The 20489-nt window shown below is 71.1% G+C and carries 18 protein-coding genes; 15 read left to right on the top strand and 3 right to left on the bottom strand.

What is annotated here, in order from left to right; genetic code table 11:
• Positions 1 to 45 precede the first annotated feature (45 nt).
• The 9 genes from I2501_RS23225 (at position 46) to I2501_RS23190 (ending at position 6954) form a co-directional block, all read left to right on the top strand.
• Positions 46 to 306 (top strand): HGxxPAAW family protein, encoded by a 261-nt coding sequence (locus tag I2501_RS23225; RefSeq protein WP_196196110.1) that lies wholly within the window; start codon positions 46 to 48, stop codon positions 304 to 306.
• A 186-nt stretch (positions 307 to 492) separates the two neighbouring features.
• On the top strand, positions 493 to 870 hold the full coding sequence (locus I2501_RS23220; RefSeq protein WP_328806555.1) for a DUF2752 domain-containing protein: 378 nt from the start codon (positions 493 to 495) through the stop codon (positions 868 to 870).
• A gap of 195 nt (positions 871 to 1065) precedes the next feature.
• The gene (trpC, locus tag I2501_RS23215; RefSeq protein WP_196196108.1) at positions 1066 to 1872 is read left to right on the top strand and encodes an indole-3-glycerol phosphate synthase TrpC; all 807 of its coding nucleotides are present in this window, start codon (positions 1066 to 1068) and stop codon (positions 1870 to 1872) included.
• 71 nt (positions 1873 to 1943) lie between these two features.
• Entirely contained in the window at positions 1944 to 2279 is a 336-nt protein-coding gene (gene trpM / locus I2501_RS40955) for a tryptophan biosynthesis modulator TrpM (protein WP_408022770.1), read from the top strand.
• Between the two features lie 42 nt (positions 2280 to 2321).
• Positions 2322 to 3560, top strand: a complete 1239-nt coding sequence (gene trpB / locus I2501_RS23210) for a tryptophan synthase subunit beta (RefSeq protein WP_196196107.1) — start codon at positions 2322 to 2324, stop codon at positions 3558 to 3560.
• Positions 3557 to 4366, top strand: coding sequence for a tryptophan synthase subunit alpha (gene trpA / locus I2501_RS23205; RefSeq protein WP_196196106.1), 810 nt, complete (start codon positions 3557 to 3559; stop codon positions 4364 to 4366). Before trpB ends, trpA begins: the two co-directional genes overlap by 4 nt.
• A gap of 181 nt (positions 4367 to 4547) precedes the next feature.
• A complete protein-coding gene (locus I2501_RS23200) occupies positions 4548 to 5423 on the top strand; it encodes a DsbA family protein (RefSeq protein ID WP_196196105.1) in 876 nt (291 codons plus the stop codon).
• A gap of 74 nt (positions 5424 to 5497) precedes the next feature.
• Positions 5498 to 6016 (top strand): MauE/DoxX family redox-associated membrane protein, encoded by a 519-nt coding sequence (locus tag I2501_RS23195; protein WP_328806554.1) that lies wholly within the window; start codon positions 5498 to 5500, stop codon positions 6014 to 6016.
• 68 nt (positions 6017 to 6084) lie between these two features.
• Positions 6085 to 6954, top strand: coding sequence for a DsbA family protein (locus tag I2501_RS23190; RefSeq protein ID WP_196196104.1), 870 nt, complete (start codon positions 6085 to 6087; stop codon positions 6952 to 6954).
• A 42-nt stretch (positions 6955 to 6996) separates the two neighbouring features.
• Here the strand turns inward: I2501_RS23190 and I2501_RS23185 are convergent, their stop codons facing one another.
• Positions 6997 to 7641, bottom strand: a complete 645-nt coding sequence (locus I2501_RS23185; protein WP_196196103.1) for a response regulator — start codon at positions 7639 to 7641, stop codon at positions 6997 to 6999.
• 47 nt (positions 7642 to 7688) lie between these two features.
• The gene (locus I2501_RS23180; RefSeq protein WP_236047036.1) at positions 7689 to 8969 is read right to left on the bottom strand and encodes a sensor histidine kinase; all 1281 of its coding nucleotides are present in this window, start codon (positions 8967 to 8969) and stop codon (positions 7689 to 7691) included.
• Between the two features lie 171 nt (positions 8970 to 9140).
• Here I2501_RS23180 and I2501_RS23175 point away from each other — a divergent pair, with 171 nt between their 5' ends.
• The 6 genes from I2501_RS23175 (at position 9141) to I2501_RS23150 (ending at position 19408) form a co-directional block, all read left to right on the top strand.
• Positions 9141 to 10223 carry an ABC transporter permease gene (locus I2501_RS23175; protein ID WP_196196102.1) on the top strand — a complete coding sequence of 361 codons (1083 nt, stop codon included), beginning with the start codon at positions 9141 to 9143 and terminating at the stop codon, positions 10221 to 10223.
• Positions 10220 to 10903 carry an ABC transporter ATP-binding protein gene (locus I2501_RS23170; RefSeq protein WP_196196101.1) on the top strand — a complete coding sequence of 228 codons (684 nt, stop codon included), beginning with the start codon at positions 10220 to 10222 and terminating at the stop codon, positions 10901 to 10903. Before I2501_RS23175 ends, I2501_RS23170 begins: the two co-directional genes overlap by 4 nt.
• A 91-nt stretch (positions 10904 to 10994) precedes the next feature.
• Positions 10995 to 12008, top strand: a complete 1014-nt coding sequence (locus tag I2501_RS23165) for an acyltransferase family protein (protein ID WP_196196100.1) — start codon at positions 10995 to 10997, stop codon at positions 12006 to 12008.
• Between the two features lie 241 nt (positions 12009 to 12249).
• Positions 12250 to 12972: a VIT1/CCC1 transporter family protein gene (locus I2501_RS23160; protein ID WP_236047034.1), complete on the top strand. Its 723-nt coding sequence runs from the start codon at positions 12250 to 12252 to the stop codon at positions 12970 to 12972.
• Positions 12973 to 13428: 456 nt separating this feature from the next.
• Entirely contained in the window at positions 13429 to 17952 is a 4524-nt protein-coding gene (gltB, locus tag I2501_RS23155; RefSeq protein WP_196196312.1) for a glutamate synthase large subunit, read from the top strand.
• A complete protein-coding gene (locus I2501_RS23150) occupies positions 17945 to 19408 on the top strand; it encodes a glutamate synthase subunit beta (RefSeq protein ID WP_196196099.1) in 1464 nt (487 codons plus the stop codon). Before gltB ends, I2501_RS23150 begins: the two co-directional genes overlap by 8 nt.
• Positions 19409 to 19584: 176 nt before the next feature.
• On the opposite strand, the gene I2501_RS23145 is transcribed toward I2501_RS23150, so the two are convergent.
• Complete coding sequence (locus I2501_RS23145) at positions 19585 to 20478, bottom strand: hypothetical protein (protein ID WP_196196098.1); 894 nt, start codon at positions 20476 to 20478, stop codon at positions 19585 to 19587.
• Positions 20479 to 20489: the final 11 nt, after the last annotated feature.

Here is a 20489-nt window from a genome sequence, read left to right as displayed (position 1 = left end):
GGAGAACTCTCCCGGGCGGGAGAGTCCTATGAACGAGGAGCAGTAATGTCGGCAAACTCCCACGGATCCACCACGGCCGCCTGGACCGCAGTCGGCGTCTCATTTGTGGGTTTCTTCGTCGCGGCTGTCGGGATGGTCATGCCGTCGCCGATCCTGGTCGCCGTCGGCCTGGTCGTCGCCGCCGCGGGCGCGGTGGTCGGCAAGATGATGTCCGCCGCGGGCTTCGGCAAGAAGCCGAGCACGCACGCGAGCATCGTCGACCCGATGGTGAAGCGGGAGCCGGTCAACAACGGCGTCTCCGTCTGACCCGTTCCGTCCGAGAGCTTCCGTCTGAGAGCTTCCGTCTGAGCAGCTCCTCGATTCCACGGGCGCGGCGGGTCCCTACCGGGACCGGCGCCCGCGCCGCGTGAGAATCGCCGTATGACTTCTTCGGCCTCCGTGCCCGTGTCGCAGTCAGCACCGCCACTGCCGTCACTGGGCCGGAGGCTTGCCGTGCCCCTGGCGATGATCGGCGGCACGGCCGCGGCCACCGGCTATGTGGCCGTGGTGGACCCCAACCAGCCCGGCCACTACCCGGTCTGCCCCTTCCTGCGGATCACCGGCTGGTGGTGCCCCGGCTGCGGCGGCCTGCGCGCCGTGCACGCGCTGACCCGCGGCGATCTGGCGGGCGCGCTCCACGACAACGCGCTCGGCGTCGCCTTCTGCGCCGCGCTGCTCGGCGGCCTGGTCCTCTGGGCCTCCCATGAGGTGCGCGGACTGCCGCGCCCGCAGCCCCGGTTGGGCCGTACGGGGACGCTCGCGCTGCTCGCCGTCGTCCTCGCGTTCACCGTCCTGCGCAACCTTCCCACCGGCGCGTTTCTTGCTCCCTGAGCGGGTCTGAGCAGGTCACGGGCCTGTCGATCGTGTCCGGCTGGCGAGACCCGGATGTGCTCGATGCGGGGTTGAACAGGCAGGACGGATACCATCGAGCCAGTTCATCGAACACCGGAATCCGACAGTTGTCGGAAGCCGAGCTGAACCGGTGACGTCCGATCCGAGGAATTTCCCACTGAAGGGGGCGCCCGAGTGAGCGTGCTCGACGAGATCATCGCCGGTGTCCGTGAGGACCTCGCCGAGCGTCAGTCGCAGGTGTCGCTGGACGAGCTCAAGGAGCTGGCCGCCAAGGCCCCCGAGGCGAAGGACGGCGTGGCCGCGCTGGGCGGCGAGGGCGTCGCCGTCATCTGCGAGGTCAAGCGCTCCAGCCCCTCCAAGGGCGCGCTGGCCGCGATTGCCGACCCGGCCGCGCTGGCCGCGGACTACGCGGCGGGCGGCGCCGCCGCGATCTCCGTGCTGACCGAGCAGCGGCGCTTCGGCGGCTCCCTCGCCGACCTCAAGGCGGTCCGCGCAGCGGTGGACACGGCGGTCCTGCGCAAGGACTTCATCGTCACCGCCTACCAGCTGTGGGAGGCCCGTGCGTACGGGGCCGACCTGGCCCTGCTGATCGTCGCCGCGCTGGAGCAGCCGGCCCTCGTCTCGCTGATCGAGCGCGCCGAGTCGATCGGCCTGACCCCGCTGGTCGAGGTCCACGACGAGGAGGAGATCGCTCGCGCGGTCGACGCCGGCGCGCGGATCATCGGCGTCAACGCGCGGAACCTGAAGACCCTCGAGGTCGACCGCAACACCTTTGCGCAGGTGGCGCACGCGATCCCGTCGAACGTCCTCAAGGTCGCCGAGTCCGGCGTCCGCGGCCCCCACGACCTGATCGCCTACGCGAACGAGGGCGCGGACGCGGTCCTCGTCGGCGAGTCCCTCGTCACGGGCAAGGACCCCAAGTCCGCGGTCGCGGACCTCGTCGCGGCAGGCGCGCACCCCGCGCTGCGGCACGGGCGGTAAGTCTCGGCTCTGGGGACGTTGCACTACCTCTGGGGGCGCGGGGAACTGCGCGACGAACCACTGATGAGCGGATGGCCCTGAACGTTCGGGGTTCCACATTCGTGGGTGGCTTGTCGCGCAGTTCCCCGCGCCCCTGGGCGTTGCCCGGCAGGCCACGTGCAGAGTCCCCGCGCCCCTGGATAGTGCAACGATCTGCGGCAGCAACCGGATATGATCGTCCCGTGACCCCCCGTTCCCCCCACCAGCCCGGGTACGCCGGCCTGCAGCGTGGCTGCAAGCCGCGTGGGTGTCGTGCGCCGGCAAGGCGTGTGTTGGGGCGACGGGTTCGGTATGTGATCGGTGCGGAGCCCGGTCAGGTTCCTGGGCGGCGATGGCAGCGTACGCGCCACGCCAGCCGTCCCAGTTGACCCCCATCTTCTCTTCACGCATACCTTCACAAGGGAACACCCATGTCCGACGTGACATCCGTCCCCGACGCGCGCGGCTACTTCGGCGCGTACGGCGGACGTTTCATCCCGGAGGCGCTCGTCGCCGCCGTGGAGCAGGTGGCCGACGAGTACGAGAAGGCCAAGGCCGATCCCGCCTTCGCCGCCGAGCTGTCGACCCTGCTCAAGGACTACACCGGCCGCCCGAGCCCGCTCACCGACGTGCACCGCTTCTCCGCGGAGGCGGGCGGCGCCCGCATCCTGCTCAAGCGCGAGGACCTGAACCACACCGGCTCGCACAAGATCAACAACGTGCTCGGCCAGGCCCTGCTGACCAGGCGGATGGGCAAGACCCGCCTGATCGCCGAGACCGGCGCAGGTCAGCACGGGGTGGCCACCGCCACCGCCGCCGCGCTCTTCGGCATGGACTGCACCATCTACATGGGCGAGGTCGACACCCAGCGCCAGGCGCTGAACGTCGCCCGGATGCGGATGCTCGGCGCCGAGGTCGTGCCGGTGAAGTCCGGCAGCCGGACGCTCAAGGACGCGATCAACGAGGCGTTCCGCGATTGGGTCGCCAACGTCGACAACACGCACTACCTCTTCGGCACCGTGGCCGGGCCGCACCCGTTCCCGATGATGGTCCGGGACTTCCACCGGGTCATCGGCCAGGAGGCGCGCGAGCAGGTGCAGGAGCGGACCGGGCGGCTGCCCGACGCCGTCGTCGCCTGCGTGGGCGGCGGGTCCAACGCGATGGGCGCGTTCTACGACTTCATCCCCGACGCCGGGGTCCGGCTGATCGGGATCGAGGCGGCCGGTGAGGGCGTGGAGACGCCCAAGCACGCGGCCACCCTGACCAAGGGCGACCCGGGCGTGCTGCACGGCTCGCGCACGTACGTGCTGCAGGACGAGGACGGCCAGACCATCGAGTCGCACTCGATCTCCGCCGGTCTGGACTACCCGGGTGTCGGCCCGGAGCACGCCTTCCTCAAGGACTCCGGCCGCGCCGAGTACCGGCCGTGCACCGACGCGGACGCGATGAACGCGCTGCGGCTGCTCTCGCGCACGGAGGGCATCATCCCGGCCATCGAGAGCGCCCACGCCCTCGCCGGGGCCCTGGAGTTGGGCCGCGAGCTGGGCCCGGACGCGGTGATCCTGGTCAACCTGTCCGGTCGTGGCGACAAGGACATGCACACCGCAGCGCAGTACTTCGGCCTGCTCGACGACTCGACCTCTGACGCGACCTCCGGTGGTGCCCAGTGACCAACGCCCTGCTCACCACGACGCTGGCGAACGCCAAGGCGGAGAACCGGGCCGCGCTGATCAGCTACCTCCCGGCCGGCTTCCCGACCATCCCCGGCGCGGCCAAGGCCGTGCAGGCGGTGATCGACGGCGGTGCGGACGTGGTCGAGATCGGTCTGCCGCACAGCGACCCGGTCCTGGACGGCGCGACCATCCAGACCGCGGACGACATCGCGCTGCGCAACGGCATCCGGATCAAGGACGTGCTGGCCACGGTCCGCGCGGTCACCGAGGCCAACCCGACCGTGCCGATCCTGGTGATGACCTACTGGAACCCGGTGGACCGCTACGGTCAGGCCCGCTTCGCGGCGGACCTGGCGGCGGCGGGCGGGGTCGGCTGCATCCTGCCGGACCTGCCGGTCGAGGAGGCCGACGAGTGGCTCGCTGCGGCGGCCGAGCACGGGCTGGCGACGGTCTTCGTCGTCGCTCCGTCCAGCCAGGACCAGCGCCTGGCGCTGATCACCGCCAAGGGCACCGGCTTCGTCTACGCCGCGGCGGTCATGGGCGTGACCGGGACGCGTACCCAGGTCGGCGCCATGGCCGAGGACCTGGTCGAGCGCACCCGCCGGACGACGGACCTGCCGGTCTGCGTCGGCCTGGGCGTCTCCAACGCGGAGCAGGCCGCCGAGGTGGCCGCCTTCGCCGACGGTGTGATCGTCGGGTCGGCCTTCGTGCAGCGGATTCTTGACGCTCCGTCGGAGGACGCAGGCTACGAGGCGGTCCGCGAGCTCGCCGCCGAGCTGGCCCAGGGGGTCCGCAAGCGGTAACGACGCGATACCACGCGCGCAGGGCGCGGCAGCTCGGTGACGGGCTGCCGCGCCCTCACTCGTTCCGGTGACGTGGAGCGTGGCGCGCACGGGGTGCGCCTTTCTTCTCGTTCATGATCCGGCAGGTGACGTGCAGAAGCACTCAGCTGCGATCAGGACGTGATCAGAAGGAGGTTCCGCTGTGGCAGGTTCGCAACGCGCCATGGTGGTCCGTGCCGCTGTCGCCGCGGTCGTGCTGGTCGCGGCCCTCGCCGCCGAGGCGGACCTCGACTCGGCACTCGCCCAGGCCCGTGCACACCACCGCGCCCATCACGGCGGCCATCGCGGCCACCACCATGCGACCGCGCCCCACGGCAGGCCGGCTGCGAAGCCCAAGCCCAACCCCCAGTCCAAGCCCAACCCCAAGCCGGGGGTGAAGCCGCAGCCGGGGCAGGCCGTTGACGACCTCGCGGACCGGGCGGTCGCGCTCGGGCTGCCGGCGCGCCTCGACGACGACGGCGCAACCGTCGACGTCGGCTACGCGGACGCGCCCGTCCAGCTCACCCTCTTCGAGGACTACCGCTGCGACAGCACGGGCCCGTTCGAGAACCGTCAGGGGCCGACGCTGCGGATGCTGATGGCACGTCACCAGCTGCTCGTCCACTACGTGATCGAGTCGTCACTCGACGAACGTCTGCCCGGTCCCGGCGCGGTCCTCGCCTCGGACGCGGCCCGCGCCGCTCTCGCTCACGGCGGGTTTCCGCTGTTCCACGCGTTGCTCTTCGCCAACCAACCCGCCGAGGAGGTGGACGGGTTCACCCCTGCGCGGCTGCTCGACATCGCCTCGCACGTGCCGGGGCTGCGCGGCGCGGCGTTCGACGCCGAGGTTCGCACGCTCTACTGGAAGCCCTGGGTCGACGCCGCACAGCACGTCTACGACACGTCAGGTGTGCACCATGGCACGCCGTCGATGCTGCTCGACGGCACCGAGGTCGACCTGTGGGCGCACCCGGAGCTGCTGAACGATCCGGGTGCGCTGCAGCGATTTGTCGAGAACGCAGCGAATCGCGGCCAATGATCCGAGCCGATTACGGATGATACGGCAGGATTAGTCCGTATTGCCTAAGAGGCGTCAGAGGGAGGCGAGCACCGGTGATCACAGAGCAGCCGGCGCACACGCCGGGCCGGACCACCGGTCCGGACGGGCGGTGGGCCGGGGCGGTGCCGTGGATCAGCACGGCGGTACGGCTCGGGCTGGCAGTGGTCTGGGCCTGGGCCGGACTGGCCAAGGTCTCCGACCCGGAGGCCGCCGCCCAGGCGGTCCGGGTCTACCGGATCCTGCCGGAGTCGCTCGTCAACCCGATCGGCTACGGCATGCCCTTCCTGGAGCTGGCCCTGGCGTTGCTGCTGGTGGTCGGTCTCGGCACCCGGATCGTCGCGGTCATCTCCGGGGTACTGCTGCTGGTCTACATCGCCGCCATCGCGTCCGTCTGGGCGCGCGGGATCGCGATCGACTGCGGGTGCTTCGGCGGGGGCGGTGCGGTCGCGGCCTCGCAGACCGAGTACTGGCAGGAGATCCTCCGCGACTGCGGATTCCTGCTGCTGGTGGCCTGGTTGGTCTGGCGTCCGAAGAGCCGCCTCTCCCTCGACGCCTGGTTGGTCGACCAGTGAGGCGCTAGCCGGCAGCCTCGTCCCCCGCGCACGACGCAGAACCGAGCAGACAGATGACAGACGAACTGATGAGTCAGAAGAACGACGAGGGCAAGCGCAGCGCCCGTGCCAAGATGCAGGAAGAACGCGCCAAACAGGAGGCCAAGGCCCGGAAGAAGCGTCAGTACGGCATCATCGGCGCCGTGCTGGCCGTCATCGTGGTGCTGGTCGCGATCGGGATCCTGATCCAGAACGGCCGTTCCAGCAGCTACAACGCCGCGACCCAGGCGCCCGGCGGCACCATCGGCAACACCAAGCTGGTGATCCCCGTCGGCGCGACCGACGCGCCCTCGACGGTCACCGTCTACGAGGACCCGCGCTGCCCGGCCTGCGAGCAGTTCGAGTCCGGCATGAAGCAGACCATGAACAAGCTGCTGGCCGAGGGCAAGATCCAGATCCAGTACCACGTGGTGTCGTTCATCGACACGCACGACAACGGGTCCGGGTCGAAGAACGCGGCCAACGCGCTGGGCTGCGCGCAGAACGTGGGCAGGTTCCACGACTACCACGACGTCCTCTACGCCAACCAGCCCGACGAGACCGTCGACGCCTGGGCGAACAAGACCGTCCTGATCAGCCTGGCCAAACAGGTCCCCGGACTCGACACACCGAGCTTTGAATCGTGTGTCAACGGCAACGCCTACGGCAGTTGGGTCACCGCCGTGGAGACCGACTTCGGCAAGTCCGGCTACACCTCGACGCCGACCGTGCTGCTGAACGGGACCCCGGCCTACCCGAGCTACAAGAACCAGCAGATCTCGCCCGCCGCCTTCACCGCCTGGGTGGACGAGGCGAACAAGGGCAAGCCGCTGGGCACCCTCTCGGGCCCGAGCGCCGCGGCGCTGGCCTCGCCGACCGCGCACAACAACGCGGCCGCGCCGAGCCCGAGCGGCTCCTGACGAACCATCAGTAGTGTCAGCCGACGGGGCTGATCCGGCTGCCTATCTGGGCCGGATCAGCCCCGACTGCATTCCGGCGGCGATCGCGGCGGTGCGGCTGTCCACGCCGAGCTTGTCGTAGATGTGGACCAGGTGCGTCTTCACGGTGGCCTCGCTGATGAAGAGCCGCTTGGAGATCTGACGGTTGGCCAGCCCCTCGGCGAGCAGCTCCAGGATCTCCGACTCGCGCGGCGAGAGCGTCGGCCGTTTGGACCGGACGCGGCCGAGCAACCGGGCCGCGACGGGCGGGGCGAGCACCGTGTCGCCCTTGGCCGCCGCGCGCAGCGCTGCGGCGAGCTCCTCCGGCGGGGCGTCCTTGAGCAGATAGCCGGTGGCCCCGGCCTCGACGGCGGAGAGGATGTCGGCGTCGGTGCTGTAGGTGGTGAGGATCAGCACGGCGGGCGGGTCGGGCAGGGCCGTGATCCGGCGGGTGGCATCCACGCCGTGCATGCCGGAACCCATCTGAAGGTCCATCAGCACCACGTCGGGGCGCGGCCTGCCCTCGGCCTCGAACTGCTCCAGCAGCCGCAGCGCCTCGGCTCCGTCGGCCGCCTCGCCCACCGGCTCCAGCTCCGGCAGCTCGTCCAGCAGGGCCCGCAGACCACGGCGGACGACCGGGTGGTCGTCGACGAGCAGGACGGTGATCACAGCGGGGCTCCGGGAAGGGGAGGAGAGGGGAGAGGCAGGGCGGTCGGTCAGGGCGCGGGTGCAGGTAGGGGAGGAGCGGGGCTCTGGGGCGCGTCGAGCGCGGTGAGCGGGAGCGCGACGGCGACGGCCGTGCCCTCGCCCGGGCTGGACTCGATGGTGAGGCTGCCGCCCAACTCCGCGATCCGCTCCCGCATCCCGTGCAGGCCGAAGCGCGGACGCCCGTCCACCGCGTCGGGGACGCTGCCCGGGTCGGGCACGGCGTCGGCGGCGAACCCGACGCCGTCGTCGAAGACGTCGAGCGTGACCTGGTCGTCCAGATAGGCCAGGGTGACCGCCGCACGTCGCGCCTGCGCGTGGCGGCGGACGTTGGCCAGCGCCTCCTGGGTCAGCCGCAGCAGGGCGACCTCCGCCTCGACCGGCAGCGGGTACGGCTCGCCGTCCAGGTGGAACGCGACCTCGGGCGTCGGACCGAACCCGGCGGTGACCCGGCGCAGCGCCTCGGCCAACGTCGCGTCCTGGAGCGGCGGCGGGGTCAGCGCGGCGACGAAGCGGCGCGCCTCGGCCAGGTTGGCGCTCGCCGTCGCACCGATCTCGCGGACCCGCTCGCCCGCAGGGCCGCCGGCCACGGTGGACGGCAGCGCGGACTCCGCCGAGCGGGCCAGCAGCACGATGCTGGAGAGGCCCTGGGCGAGGGTGTCGTGGATCTCGCGCGCCAGCCGCTGCCGTTCGGCCAGCCGCCCGGCCTCGCGCTGGGTCGCGGCCAACTCGTCGCGGGTGCGGACGAGATCGTCGATCAGTGCCTGGCGTCTGCGGCTCTCCCGGTACAGCCCCGCATAGCCGTAGGCGGTCAGCACCGCGACGGCCGCGCCGGCGCAGGGGCCTATCACCTTGGCCGCGGTCAGCCCGCCCGACGTACCGGACTGGGCGGCGATGACCACGCCCGTCACCAGCACCACGGCGGGCAGTGACCACCTGGGCGGCAGCAGGTGCAGATAGAGGAAGTACAGCGGGAAGGCGACGTAGCCCGCCGACGGCGAGACCGCGGCCAGTGCGAGCCAGAGCAGGGTGATCAGGCCGAGCCAGGCCAGCATCGGCGTCCGCGACGCGTCCGGGCCACCGCCGCCCTGGCGCGCGAACCGGCCGCCCACCGCATAGGCGACACCGAGCGCGACCCCCAACGACCAGGCGGCGACCCCGCCGCCCACACAGCCGACCACGAGCAGTGCGTAGAACATCGCGTGCAGCGCCACCCGCATGAACCGGAGCGCGGGCATCTGCGCCGGGTCGTGCTGGTCGGGGTGCGCGGGACGCGCGTCGGTGCTGCTCATGCCGTCGACCCTACGTCCCGGCACCGACAGGACGACGGGCCCGGCTATCAACCTTTCGGTTGATTCGGAACCGACCGTCTCCCTGATGGAAAGCGGCGGCGAAAACGCGAGCGTGGAGTACGTCAGCCCACACCCGGGAAACCGAGTCGGCACCATCGAGGAGTCCTCACCGTGTTCGTCGCCCTGCGTGACATCCGCTTCGCCAAGGGGCGCTTCGCCCTGATGGGCGCGGTCGTCACGCTCATCACCACGTTGGTGGTCTTCCTCTACGGACTCACCGGCGGCCTCGCCTCCGACTCCTCCTCCGCGATCGCGCAACTGCCCGCCGCCGACGTCGTCTTCGGCGCGCCCGGCGGCGCGACTCCGCAGGTGTCGTTCAGCAACAGCTCCATCAGCGCCGCGCAGCAGCGTGCCTGGGAGTCGGCGCCGGGCATCGGCTCGGTGCAGCCGCTCGGCGTGGCCATGTCCCGGCTGACCGGCTCGTTCGGCGCGACCTCGGTGAGCGTGCTCGGCGCGCCCGCCGGGTTGCTGCCGCCGCTGGCCTCCGGCACGGCCCCGCAGGACGGGCAGGTCGCCGTGAGCCAGAAGGTCGCGTCGACGGACGGGATCAAGACCGGTGACCAGGTCGCCGTGGGCGGCCGGACCCTCACCGTCTCCGGCATCACCGACGACCGCTCCTACGGCCACGCGCCCAGCGTCTGGACGCCGCAGGCCACCTGGCAGCAGGTGACGGGCGCGCAGCAGCCCAACGCGCTCGCCGTCGATCCCGGCACCGCCGACGCCGCCACGCTGAACGCGCTGGACAAGGCGCAGAACACCGACATGGTCAGCCGCGGCGCCGCGCTCGCCGGTATCGACGGCTTCTCCGCCGAGCAGGGCAGCCTGCAGCTGATCCAGGGTTTCCTCTTCGCGGTCAGCGCACTGGTGGTCGGCGCGTTCTTCACCGTCTGGACGGTGCAGCGCCGGGCCGACATCGCGGTGCTCAAGGCCGTCGGCGCGTCCAGCGCCTACCTGGTCCGCGACGCCCTGGCGCAGGCGCTGGCGATGCTGCTGGGCGGCGCGCTCACCGGAGCGCTGATCGGCTTCGGCGGGGGAGCGCTGCTGGGCGGCACCGGGATGCCGTTCACCCTCGGCGCGGCGACGGTCGCGGTGCCCGTCGTCGTCATGGTCCTGCTGGGCCTCGCCGGCGCGGCCCTCGCCGTGCGCCGCATCACCTCCGTCGACCCGCTGACCGCCCTGGGAGCCAACCGATGAACCTCGCTCTTCATGACATCGTCCTCACCTACCCCGACGGCGACCGCCGGTTGACCGCGCTGGACCGCGTCTCGCTGGAGGTCGGCGCGGGCGAGTTCGTCGCCGTCGTCGGCCCGTCCGGCTCCGGCAAGTCCAGCCTGCTGGCCGTCGCCGCGACGCTGCAGACCCCGGACAGCGGACGGGTTCTGATCGCGGGTCAGGACGCGACCGCGATGGACGGGCGGCAGCGCACCGCGCTGCGCCGGGACCGGATCGGCATCGTGTTCCAGCAGTCCAACCTGATCGCCTCGCTCACTGCCGTCGAGCAGTTGCAGGCCGTGGCCCACCTGCGCGGCGGGCGGCCGCGTGCGGTCGCGGCGCGCGCCGAGGAGCTGCTGGCCTCGGTCGGCCTCACCGACGGCAAGCAGCACCGCCGCCCGCACCAGCTCTCCGGCGGCGAGCGCCAGCGCGTCAACATCGCCCGCGCGCTCTTCGCGGAGCCGTCGGTGCTGCTGGTCGACGAGCCGACGTCCGCGCTGGACCACGAGCGCGGCGAGCAGATCGTCTCCCTGCTGTCCGGGATCACCCGCGAGCACGGCACGGCGACGGTCATGGTCACCCACGACAAGGCCCAACTCGGCGCGGCCGACCGGGTGCTGGAGATGGTCGACGGGCGGCTCGCCCAGCCGGCGGCGGCGTAGCGGGAACGGCCCGCCCCGTCACCCGGGTGTGGAGTTGTTCTGGGGAGGCCTGACCCCGTGCAGGCCGGGCGGCTCGCTACGATGATCCGCGATGCGCAGGCTCACCCACGCCGAGTTCCTGGCCCTCCGACGGTTCGACGCGCTCGACGGTCTGCGGGCCGTCGCGGCGGTGATCGTCGTCTTCTTCCACACCGGCGGACCGCAGAGCAGCTTCCTGTCCGGCTGGATCGGCGTGCACATCTTCTTCGTGGTGTCCGGGTTCCTGATCACCACGCTGATGCTGCGCGAGCACGACCGGAACGGGCGGATCTCGCTGCGCGACTTCTACCTGCGGCGCGTCTTCCGGATCATGCCGCTGTACTACCTGGTGCTGCTGTTCACCGCGATCGCCGCCTACCACCAGGCCGGGCAGTGGGCGGCACTGAAACAGCACCTGCCGCACTTCCTGCTGTTCATGAACGAGTACCACATCCCGCCGGGCGTCCCCTATCTCCAGACCTGGACCATCGGGATCGAGTGGAAGTTCTACCTGGTCTGGCCGCTGCTGCTGGTCGCGGTCGGCGCGGTGGCCGCCCGGCTGCGGATCCCCCTCGCGCTGCTGGCCTTCGTGCTGGTCCTCGTTCCCTACAACCAGACCTGGTCCGGGATGGGCGTCCACTACGGGGTCCTGCTGATCGGCGCGCTGCTCGCACTGGTCCTGCACAGTCCGCGAGGATTCGCGCTGGTCAGCCCGTTGACGCACCCGTTGGTCGCCGGTGCGGTCGCCGTCGGCTTCCTGGCCCTGCACGCGAGCATCCCCGCCCTGGTCACCCGGTTCCACGGGGAGCAGACGCCCATCCTCATCTACGGGGTCGGCGTCGCGCTGCTGCTGCCGGGCCTGCTGGCACCGGGACCGGGCCGGTGGCTGCTGTCCCGGCGGCCCTTCGTCGTGGTCGGCGAGCGCTCCTACGGTCTCTCCTGGTCCAGGCCCTGGCCACGACCGTCGTGGCCGCCCTCGTCCCGGCCGCGCTCGTGGCCCGGGCTACACCTCTCTTCGCCGCCGTGGTCGCGCTGGCCTCCCTGGCCATCGCCGACCTGCTGTACGCGAGGGTGGAGACCCCGATGATCGGCGTCGGACGACGGCTGATCAAGAGGCTCGGTCCGACGTCGCGTCCCGTCGGTCCTCCCGCTCGCGTCAGCGCTCCCCAGGTGGCGGCCGAGAGCACCGCAGGCTGCGTCCCCGCGGCGGTCGACTAAGGCAAGGAAGGCCTAACTTCCCAGGTCAGAGCGGTGGTAAGGCAGTCCTGCCTTGCTGGAAATGAGCGCGCGAGCAGGTTACGTTCATCGACGTGACAACGATGATGCCCATGAGCGCCCAGGACATAGCCGAGACCGCAGAGGCTTACAAGCACGACCACCGCGACGTGAACGGTGGCTGGCTGCGCCCGGCGGTGTTCGGTGCGATGGACGGCCTGGTGTCGAACTTCGCGCTCATGTCCGGCGTCGTCGGCGGTCACGCGAGCAACAACGTGGTCGTGCTGACCGGCCTGGCCGGTCTCGCCGCCGGTGCTTTCTCGATGGCGGCCGGCGAGTACACCTCCGTCGCCTCGCAGCGCGAGCTGGTGCAGGCGGAGCTGGAGATCGAGCGCAGGGAACTGCTGCGCAACCCGGAGGCGGAGCTCGCCGAGCTGGCACAGCTGTACGTCGACCGCGGCGTCGAACCGCGCCTCGCCTTCGAGGTCGCCCAGCAGCTGTCCGCCGATCCCGAGCGTGCGCTCGACGTCCATGCCCGCGAGGAGCTGGGCATAGACCCCGACGACCTTCCGTCGCCGTTGGTCGCGGCGGTCTCGTCCTTCATCTCCTTCGGGCTCGGCGCGCTGCTGCCGCTGCTTCCCTACTTGCTGGGCGCGACCTCGTTGCTGCCCGCGGTGGTGCTGTCGGTCGCCGGCTTGTTCCTCTGCGGCGCCGTGGTCAGCAAGGTCACTGCGCGGACGTGGTGGTTCAGCGGGCTGCGCCAGCTGGCGCTCGGCGGCGCGGCGGCAGGAGTGACGTTCCTGCTGGGACAGCTCATCGGCGGCCACGTCGGCTAGTTGGAACACTTCAGGGGCGCGGTGCGGCTTTATGGCCCCGCGCCCCTTCTGGTCTCACCCTGCGTGGTTTTACTCACACGCGACAAACACGTGAAGGGTCTGTTTCGCGAGCACGGCGATCGGGCACACTTGCGAGGACGTCCGAATACCCCGTGACCCTGGGTGTGCGACGTGTCAGGAACTCCTTCCCCCTTAGGCCCCACCCATGGCCTGATCCGCCGGCGAGTCCATATCGTGGACTTGAAAATCCACTGAGTGGAATCTCCGGCACAATGTAACCTGCACCACCCGCACACGCTAAGGGCCAGCGTCGTCCCGGATGCGCATGTGAATTGACTCCATGCCGAGCCGATCATGCCGATCACGACGACGGGAGAGCCGATGCTGCCTGCGTCTTCGCGCCCCGCCCCACGCCCCTACGCGGCCTTGGCGGATGCGCGCCCCGCCAAGCAGGGCCTGTACGACCCGAGCAACGAGCACGACGCCTGTGGCGTCGGGTTCGTCGCCTCATTGAGCGGAGTCGCCGAGCACCGCATCATCGAGCAGGCGTTGACCGTCCTGCGCAACCTCGAACACCGCGGCGCCACCGGCGCCGAACCGGATTCCGGCGACGGCGCCGGCATCCTGACCCAGGTTCCGGACGCGTTCCTTCGCGAGAAGGCCGCCGAGCTCGGGTTCGAACTTCCCGCTCAGGGCCAGTACGCCGTGGGCATCGCGTTCCTGCCGGACGACGACGCCGCCGACGCGGCCGCCGTCTCGGCCATCGAGACGATCGCGTCCGAGGAGGGCCTGACCGTCCTCGGCTGGCGCGACGTCCCGGTCAGCCCGGACCTGCTGGGCGCCACCGCGCGTTCGGTCATGCCCCGCTTCCGCCAGCTCTTCGTCACCGACGCCGAAGGCGCCAAGGCGGGCCTTGAGCTGGACCGGGTGGCGTTCGTGGTGCGCAAGCGCGCCGAGCGCGAGGCCGGGGTCTACTTCCCCTCCCTCTCCGCGCGCACCCTGGTCTACAAGGGCATGCTGACCACCGGGCAGCTGGAGCCGTTCTTCCCGGACCTCTCGGACCGCAGCTACGCCTCCGCGCTCTGCCTGGTGCACAGCCGCTTCTCCACCAACACCTTCCCGAGCTGGCCGCTGGCGCACCCGTACCGGTTCGTCGCCCACAACGGTGAGATCAACACCGTCAAGGGCAACCGCAACTGGATGACCGCCCGCGAGTCGCAGCTGGCCACGGACCTGATCCCGGCCAACAGGAACGGGCAGGGCCTGGACCGGATCTTCCCGATCTGCACGCCGGACCACTCCGACACCGCCTCCTTCGACGAGGTGCTGGAGCTGCTCCACCTGGGCGGACGCACCCTGCCGCACGCGGTGCTGATGATGATCCCGGAGGCGTGGCAGAACCACGCCACCATGGACCCGGCCCGCCGCGCCTTCTACCAGTTCCACTCGAACCTGATCGAGCCCTGGGACGGACCGGCCTGCGTCACCTTCTCCGACGGCACCCAGGTGGGCGCCGTGCTCGACCGCAACGGCCTGCGTCCGGCGCGGTACTGGGTCACCACCGACGGCCTGGTCGTGCTGGCCTCCGAGGTCGGCGTGCTGGACATCCCGCAGGACCAGGTGGTCCGCAAGGGCCGGCTGCAGCCCGGCAAGATGTTCCTGGTCGACACCGCCGAGGGGCGGATCGTCGACGACGAGGAGATCAAGTCCCAGCTTGCCGCGGAGCACCCGTACGCGGAGTGGCTGCACGCGGGCTCGATCACGCTGGACGCGCTGCCCGAGCGCGAGCACGTCGTGCACACCCACGCGTCGGTGACGCGTCGTCAGCAGACCTTCGGCTACACCGAGGAGGAGCTGCGGGTCCTGGTCGCGCCGATGGCGCGGACGGCCGGTGAGGCGCTCGGCTCGATGGGCACCGACTCGCCGATCGCCGCGCTCAGCTCCAAGCCGCGCCTGCTCTTCGACTACTTCACCCAGCTGTTCGCGCAGGTCACCAACCCGCCGCTGGACGCGATCCGCGAGGAGCTGGTCACCTCGCTCGGCTCCAACCTGGGGCCCGAGGGCAACCTGCTGCACGCCGAGGCCGCCTCCTGCCGCTCCGTCGTGGTGCCGTTCCCGGTCATCGACAACGACGAGCTGGCCAAGCTGGTCCACATCAACGCGGACGGCGACCTGCCCGGCCTCAAGGCCGTCACCCTCTCCGGCCTCTACCGGGTCTCCGGCGGCGGCGAGGCGCTGGCCGCCCGGCTCGCGGAGATAGCGGCCGAGGCCGACGCGGCGATCGCCGACGGCGCCCGCCTGATCGTGCTCTCCGACCGCCACTCCGACGCCGAGCACGCGCCGATCCCGTCGCTGCTGCTCACCGCCGCCGTGCACCACCACCTGATCCGCACCAAGCAGCGCACCAAGGTCGGCCTGATCGTCGAGGCCGGCGACGTGCGCGAGGTGCACCACGTGGCGCTGCTGATTGGCTACGGCGCGGGCGCGGTCAACCCCTACCTGGCCATGGAGTCCGTCGAGGACCTGGTCGCGCAGGGCACCTTCATCACCGGCGTCGAGTCGGAGAAGGCGATCCGCAACCTGATCAAGGCGCTCGGCAAGGGCGTGCTCAAGGTGATGTCCAAGATGGGCATCTCCACCGTCGCCTCCTACCGCGGCGCGCAGGTCTTCGAGGCCATCGGCCTCAGCCAGGACCTGGTGGACGCCTACTTCGCGGGCACCACCACCAAGCTCGGCGGCATCGGCCTGGACGAGATCGCCAAGGAGAACGCCGCCCGCCACGCCCAGGCCTACCCGGCCTCGGGCATCGCGCCGGCCCACCGCCGCCTGGAGATCGGCGGCGAGTACCAGTGGCGCCGCGAGGGCGAGCCGCACCTGTTCGACCCGGACACGGTCTTCCGGCTGCAGCACGCCACGCGCACCAAGCGGTACGACATCTTCAAGCAGTACACCTCGCGGGTGAACGAGCAGTCCGAGCGGCTGATGACGCTGCGCGGCCTCTTCAAGTTCAACGACGGGCGGGGCCCGATCCCGCTGGAGGAGGTCGAGCCGGTCAGCGAGATCGTCAAGCGGTTCTCCACCGGCGCGATGTCCTACGGCTCCATCTCCCGCGAGGCGCACGAGACGCTCGCCATCGCCATGAACCAGCTGGGCGGCAAGTCCAACACCGGTGAGGGCGGCGAGGACCCGGACCGTCTCTACGACCCGGCCCGCCGCTCCGCGATCAAGCAGGTCGCCTCCGGCCGCTTCGGCGTCACCAGCGAGTACCTGGTCAACGCGGACGACATCCAGATCAAGATGGCCCAGGGCGCCAAGCCCGGCGAGGGCGGCCAGCTGCCCGGCCACAAGGTCTACCCGTGGGTGGCCCAGACCCGGCACAGCACGCCCGGCGTCGGTCTGATCTCCCCGCCGCCGCACCACGACATCTACTCCATCGAGGATCTGGCGCAGCTGATCCACGACCTCAAGAACGCCAACCCGGCCGCCCGCATCCACGTGAAGCTGGTCTCCGAGGTCGGCGTCGGCACGGTCGCGGCGGGCGTCAGCAAGGCCCACGCGGACGTCGTGCTGGTCTCCGGCCACGACGGCGGCACCGGCGCCTCGCCGCTGACCTCGCTCAAGCACGCCGGTGGGCCCTGGGAGCTCGGCCTGGCCGAGACCCAGCAGACGCTGCTGCTCAACGGACTGCGCGACCGGATCGTGGTGCAGACGGACGGTCAGCTCAAGACCGGCCGCGACGTGGTCATCGCCGCGCTGCTCGGCGCGGAGGAGTTCGGCTTCGCCACCGCCCCGCTGGTGGTCTCCGGCTGCATCATGATGCGCGTCTGCCACCTGGACACCTGCCCGGTCGGCGTCGCCACGCAGAACCCGGTGCTGCGCGAACGCTTCAACGGCAAGCCGGAGTTCGTGGTCAACTTCTTCGAGTTCATCGCCGAGGAGGTCCGCGAGATCCTGGCCGAGCTGGGCTTCCGCTCCATCGAGGAGGCCGTCGGCCACGCCGAGTTCATCGACGCGACCGACGCCGTCGACCACTGGAAGGCCAGCGGGCTGGACATCGCCCCGCTGCTCCACGTCCCGGACACCGGCTCCTCGCTCTACCGCACCACCGAGCAGGACCACGGGCTGGACAAGGCCCTGGACAACCAGCTGATCGCGCTGGCCCAGGAGGCGCTGGAGCACGGCGAGTCGGTGAAGATCGAGCTGCCGGTCCGCAACGTCAACCGCACCGTCGGCACCATGCTCGGCCACGAGGTGACCAAGCGTTACCGCGGCGCGGGTCTGCCCGAGGGCACCATCGACGTCACCCTCAACGGTTCGGCCGGCCAGTCCTTCGGCGCGTTCCTGCCGCGCGGCGTCACGCTGCGGCTGGAGGGCGACGCCAACGACTACGTCGGCAAGGGCCTCTCCGGCGGCGTGGTCGTGGTCCGACCTGCCAAGGACGCCTCCGCGATCGGCGCCGACGCGCAGAACCACGTCATCGCGGGCAACACCATCGGCTACGGCGCGACCGGAGGCCGGATCCACCTGCGCGGCAAGGCCGGTGAGCGGTTCGCGGTCCGCAACTCCGGCGCCACGCTGGTCGTCGAGGGCGTGGGCGACCACGGCCTGGAGTACATGACCGGCGGTCGCGTGATCGTGCTCGGCGAGACCGGACGCAACCTGGCGGCCGGTATGTCCGGCGGCATCGGCTACGTGCTGGACCTGCGTCCGGCCAACGTCAACGGCGGCATGGTGGGCATCGAGGCCCCCGACGCCGATGACCGCGAGTGGCTGCGCGAGACCGTGCAGCAGCACTACGAGGAGACCGGGTCCACGGTGGCGGCCGAGCTCCTCGCCGACTGGGGCAGCGGCGTCTCCCGCTTCTCCAAGATCATGCCCACCGACTACAAGGCCGTGCTCGCCGCCAAGGACGCCGCCGAGCGAGACGGACTCTCCGAGTCCGAGACCACCCGCAAGATGATGGAGGCGGCTAATGGCTGACCCGAAGGGCTTCCTCACCACGCCCAAGCAGCTGGCCGAGAGCCGCCCGGTCGCCGAGCGCGTCCGGGACTGGAACGAGGTCTACGTCGAGCGTTCGCTGCTGCCCATCATCAGCAAGCAGGCCGGACGCTGCATGGACTGCGGCATCCCGTTCTGCCACAACGGCTGCCCGCTCGGGAACCTGATCCCCGAGTGGAACGACCTGGCCTACCGTGACGACTGGAACGGCGCGATCGAGCGCCTGCACGCGACCAACAACTTCCCGGAGTTCACCGGTCGCCTCTGCCCGGCCCCGTGCGAGTCGGCCTGCGTGCTCGGCATCAACCAGGACCCGGTGACCATCAAGAACGTCGAGGTCACCATCATCGACAAGGCCTGGGACCGTGGCGGCGTCACGGCGCAGGTCCCTGACCGGCTCTCCGGCAAGACCGTCGCGGTCGTCGGCTCCGGCCCTGCGGGCCTGGCCACCGCCCAGCAGCTGACCCGGGCCGGGCACACCGTGGTGGTGTACGAGCGCGCCGACCGCATCGGCGGCCTGCTGCGCTACGGCATCCCCGAGTTCAAGATGGAGAAGCGCCACGTCAACCGCCGCGTCGAGCAGATGCGCGCGGAGGGCACCCGGTTCCGCACCGGCGTCGAGGTGGGTGTCGACATCACCGGACGCCAGCTGCGGGAGCGCTTCGACGCGGTCGTCGTCGCGGCCGGCGCCACCACGGCGCGCGACCTGAACGTGCCCGGTCGCGAACTGCGCGGCATCCACCAGGCGATGGAGTTCCTGCCGCTGGCCAACAAGGTGCAGGAGGGCGACTACGTCGACTCGCCGCTCAGCGCCGCGGGCAAGCACGTCGTCGTCATCGGGGGCGGCGACACCGGCGCGGACTGCGTCGGCACCGCCCACCGCCAGGGCGCGGCCTCGGTGACCCAGCTGGAGATCATGCCGCGACCGGGCGAGGACCGCCCGGCCGGGCAGCCGTGGCCGACCATGCCGATGGTCTTCAAGGTCACCTCGGCGCACCAGGAGGGCGGCGAGCGGATCTACTCCGTCAACACCACCCACTTCAGCGGCGACGAGGACGGCAACGTCCAGCAGCTGCACCTGGTCGAGGTCGTCTTCACCGAGGGCCGGTTCGAGCCGGTCGCCGGCAGCGAGCGGACCATCCCGGCGCAGCTGGTCACCCTGGCCATGGGATTCACCGGCACGGACGTCAAGAACGGCCTGGTGGAGCAGCTCGGCGTCGACCTGGACGCGCGTGGTAACGTCGCCCGCGACGACCGTTTCGCCACCAACGTCGATGGCGTGTTCGTCGCCGGGGACGCCGGCCGCGGTCAGTCGCTCATCGTCTGGGCCATCGCCGAGGGCCGCTCCGCGGCCAAGGCGGTCGACGCCTACCTCTCGGGCCGCGCCTCCACGCTGCCCGCCCCGATCCGCCCGACGGACCGTCCGTTGACCGTGTAATGACGCACTGACGTAACGACGATCCGCCGGGTCAGCCAGCGTGGCCTGCAACGGCGCCGGATCGCACGCGGCGAACAGCGCTGATCGCGCTGAGCGGCACCAGCCCCCTGTCCCCGACCAGTTCGGGGGGCCGGTGCCGTTGTTCGTTCCCGGGGCTCAGCCGGGCCCAGCCAGGTTCAGTGAACGGGCAGTTCGGGCATCCCGTCGGCAACGTCGAGCACCGTGCGGCCGTCCAGCACATCACTGAGGTGCACCTGGACCGGGAGCTCGGTCGCGCTCGCGGCGCAGGCGGTGCCGGAGGGAATCGGCGTGGGAGCGCCGGTCGCGCCGACCACCACGACGTCCTTGGTCTCGTAGACCAGCCCGGTCGGCTTCCCCTGGCCGCAGCCGCCACCCACGCCGAGGGTCAGCGTCCGGCCGTCGGAGGAGACCGCGATCAGGCCGGCGCCCTCGTAGCCGTTGAGCTGCGGCGGATTCGACGCGCTCGGCCCCGGCTCCGGCCGCACCGCCGCCACGACGAACTCCCCCTGGTAGCCCGCGATGCGGAACGCCCAGGCCGGAACGGTCGCCATGCCCTGGCTGGTCGGCAGACGCAGTGTGGTCGGCTGGACAGCAGTCACGGTGAGCGTGGTCGTGCAGCTCGACGCCGGACACGGCCCGCCGCCGCCCGCGACGCGCAGCGCGTCCTGCGGCTGCAGACCCGGGAGCGTACGCGTCGTGCCACGGTCGAAGCGGACCGTCTGCTGCGCCGGACCGGTCGGCACGCGCACGGCGAAGCGGACCTTGCCCGTCTCGAAGGCCGCCTTGTCCGCCTGGGAGCGGAACGCGCCGGACGGGACGCGGACGCCGTCGTCCTGGGTGACGTAGCCGTTCTGCCACGTCTGCTGGAGCGGCGAACCGTCCCAGGCGGCAGCCAGCTTGTCGGCGCGCACGGTGAACGGGTCGGGATCGGTCGCCGCGCTGCGCGTGGGCGCGGCCGTCGAGGAGGTCTGCACGGTGGTGGTCGTCGCGCAGCCCGCAACGGCGGACAGCAGAACGGCGGCGAGGGCGAGGGCCCGGGAGGAACGCATGCCGGTGGGAC

Source organism: Streptacidiphilus fuscans, assembly GCF_015690355.1.
In the GTDB taxonomy this organism is placed as follows: Bacteria; Actinomycetota; Actinomycetes; order Streptomycetales; family Streptomycetaceae; genus Streptacidiphilus; species Streptacidiphilus fuscans.
Note: the sequence above shows the minus strand (reverse complement) of the source record. Positions and strands in the feature narration are given on the sequence as shown.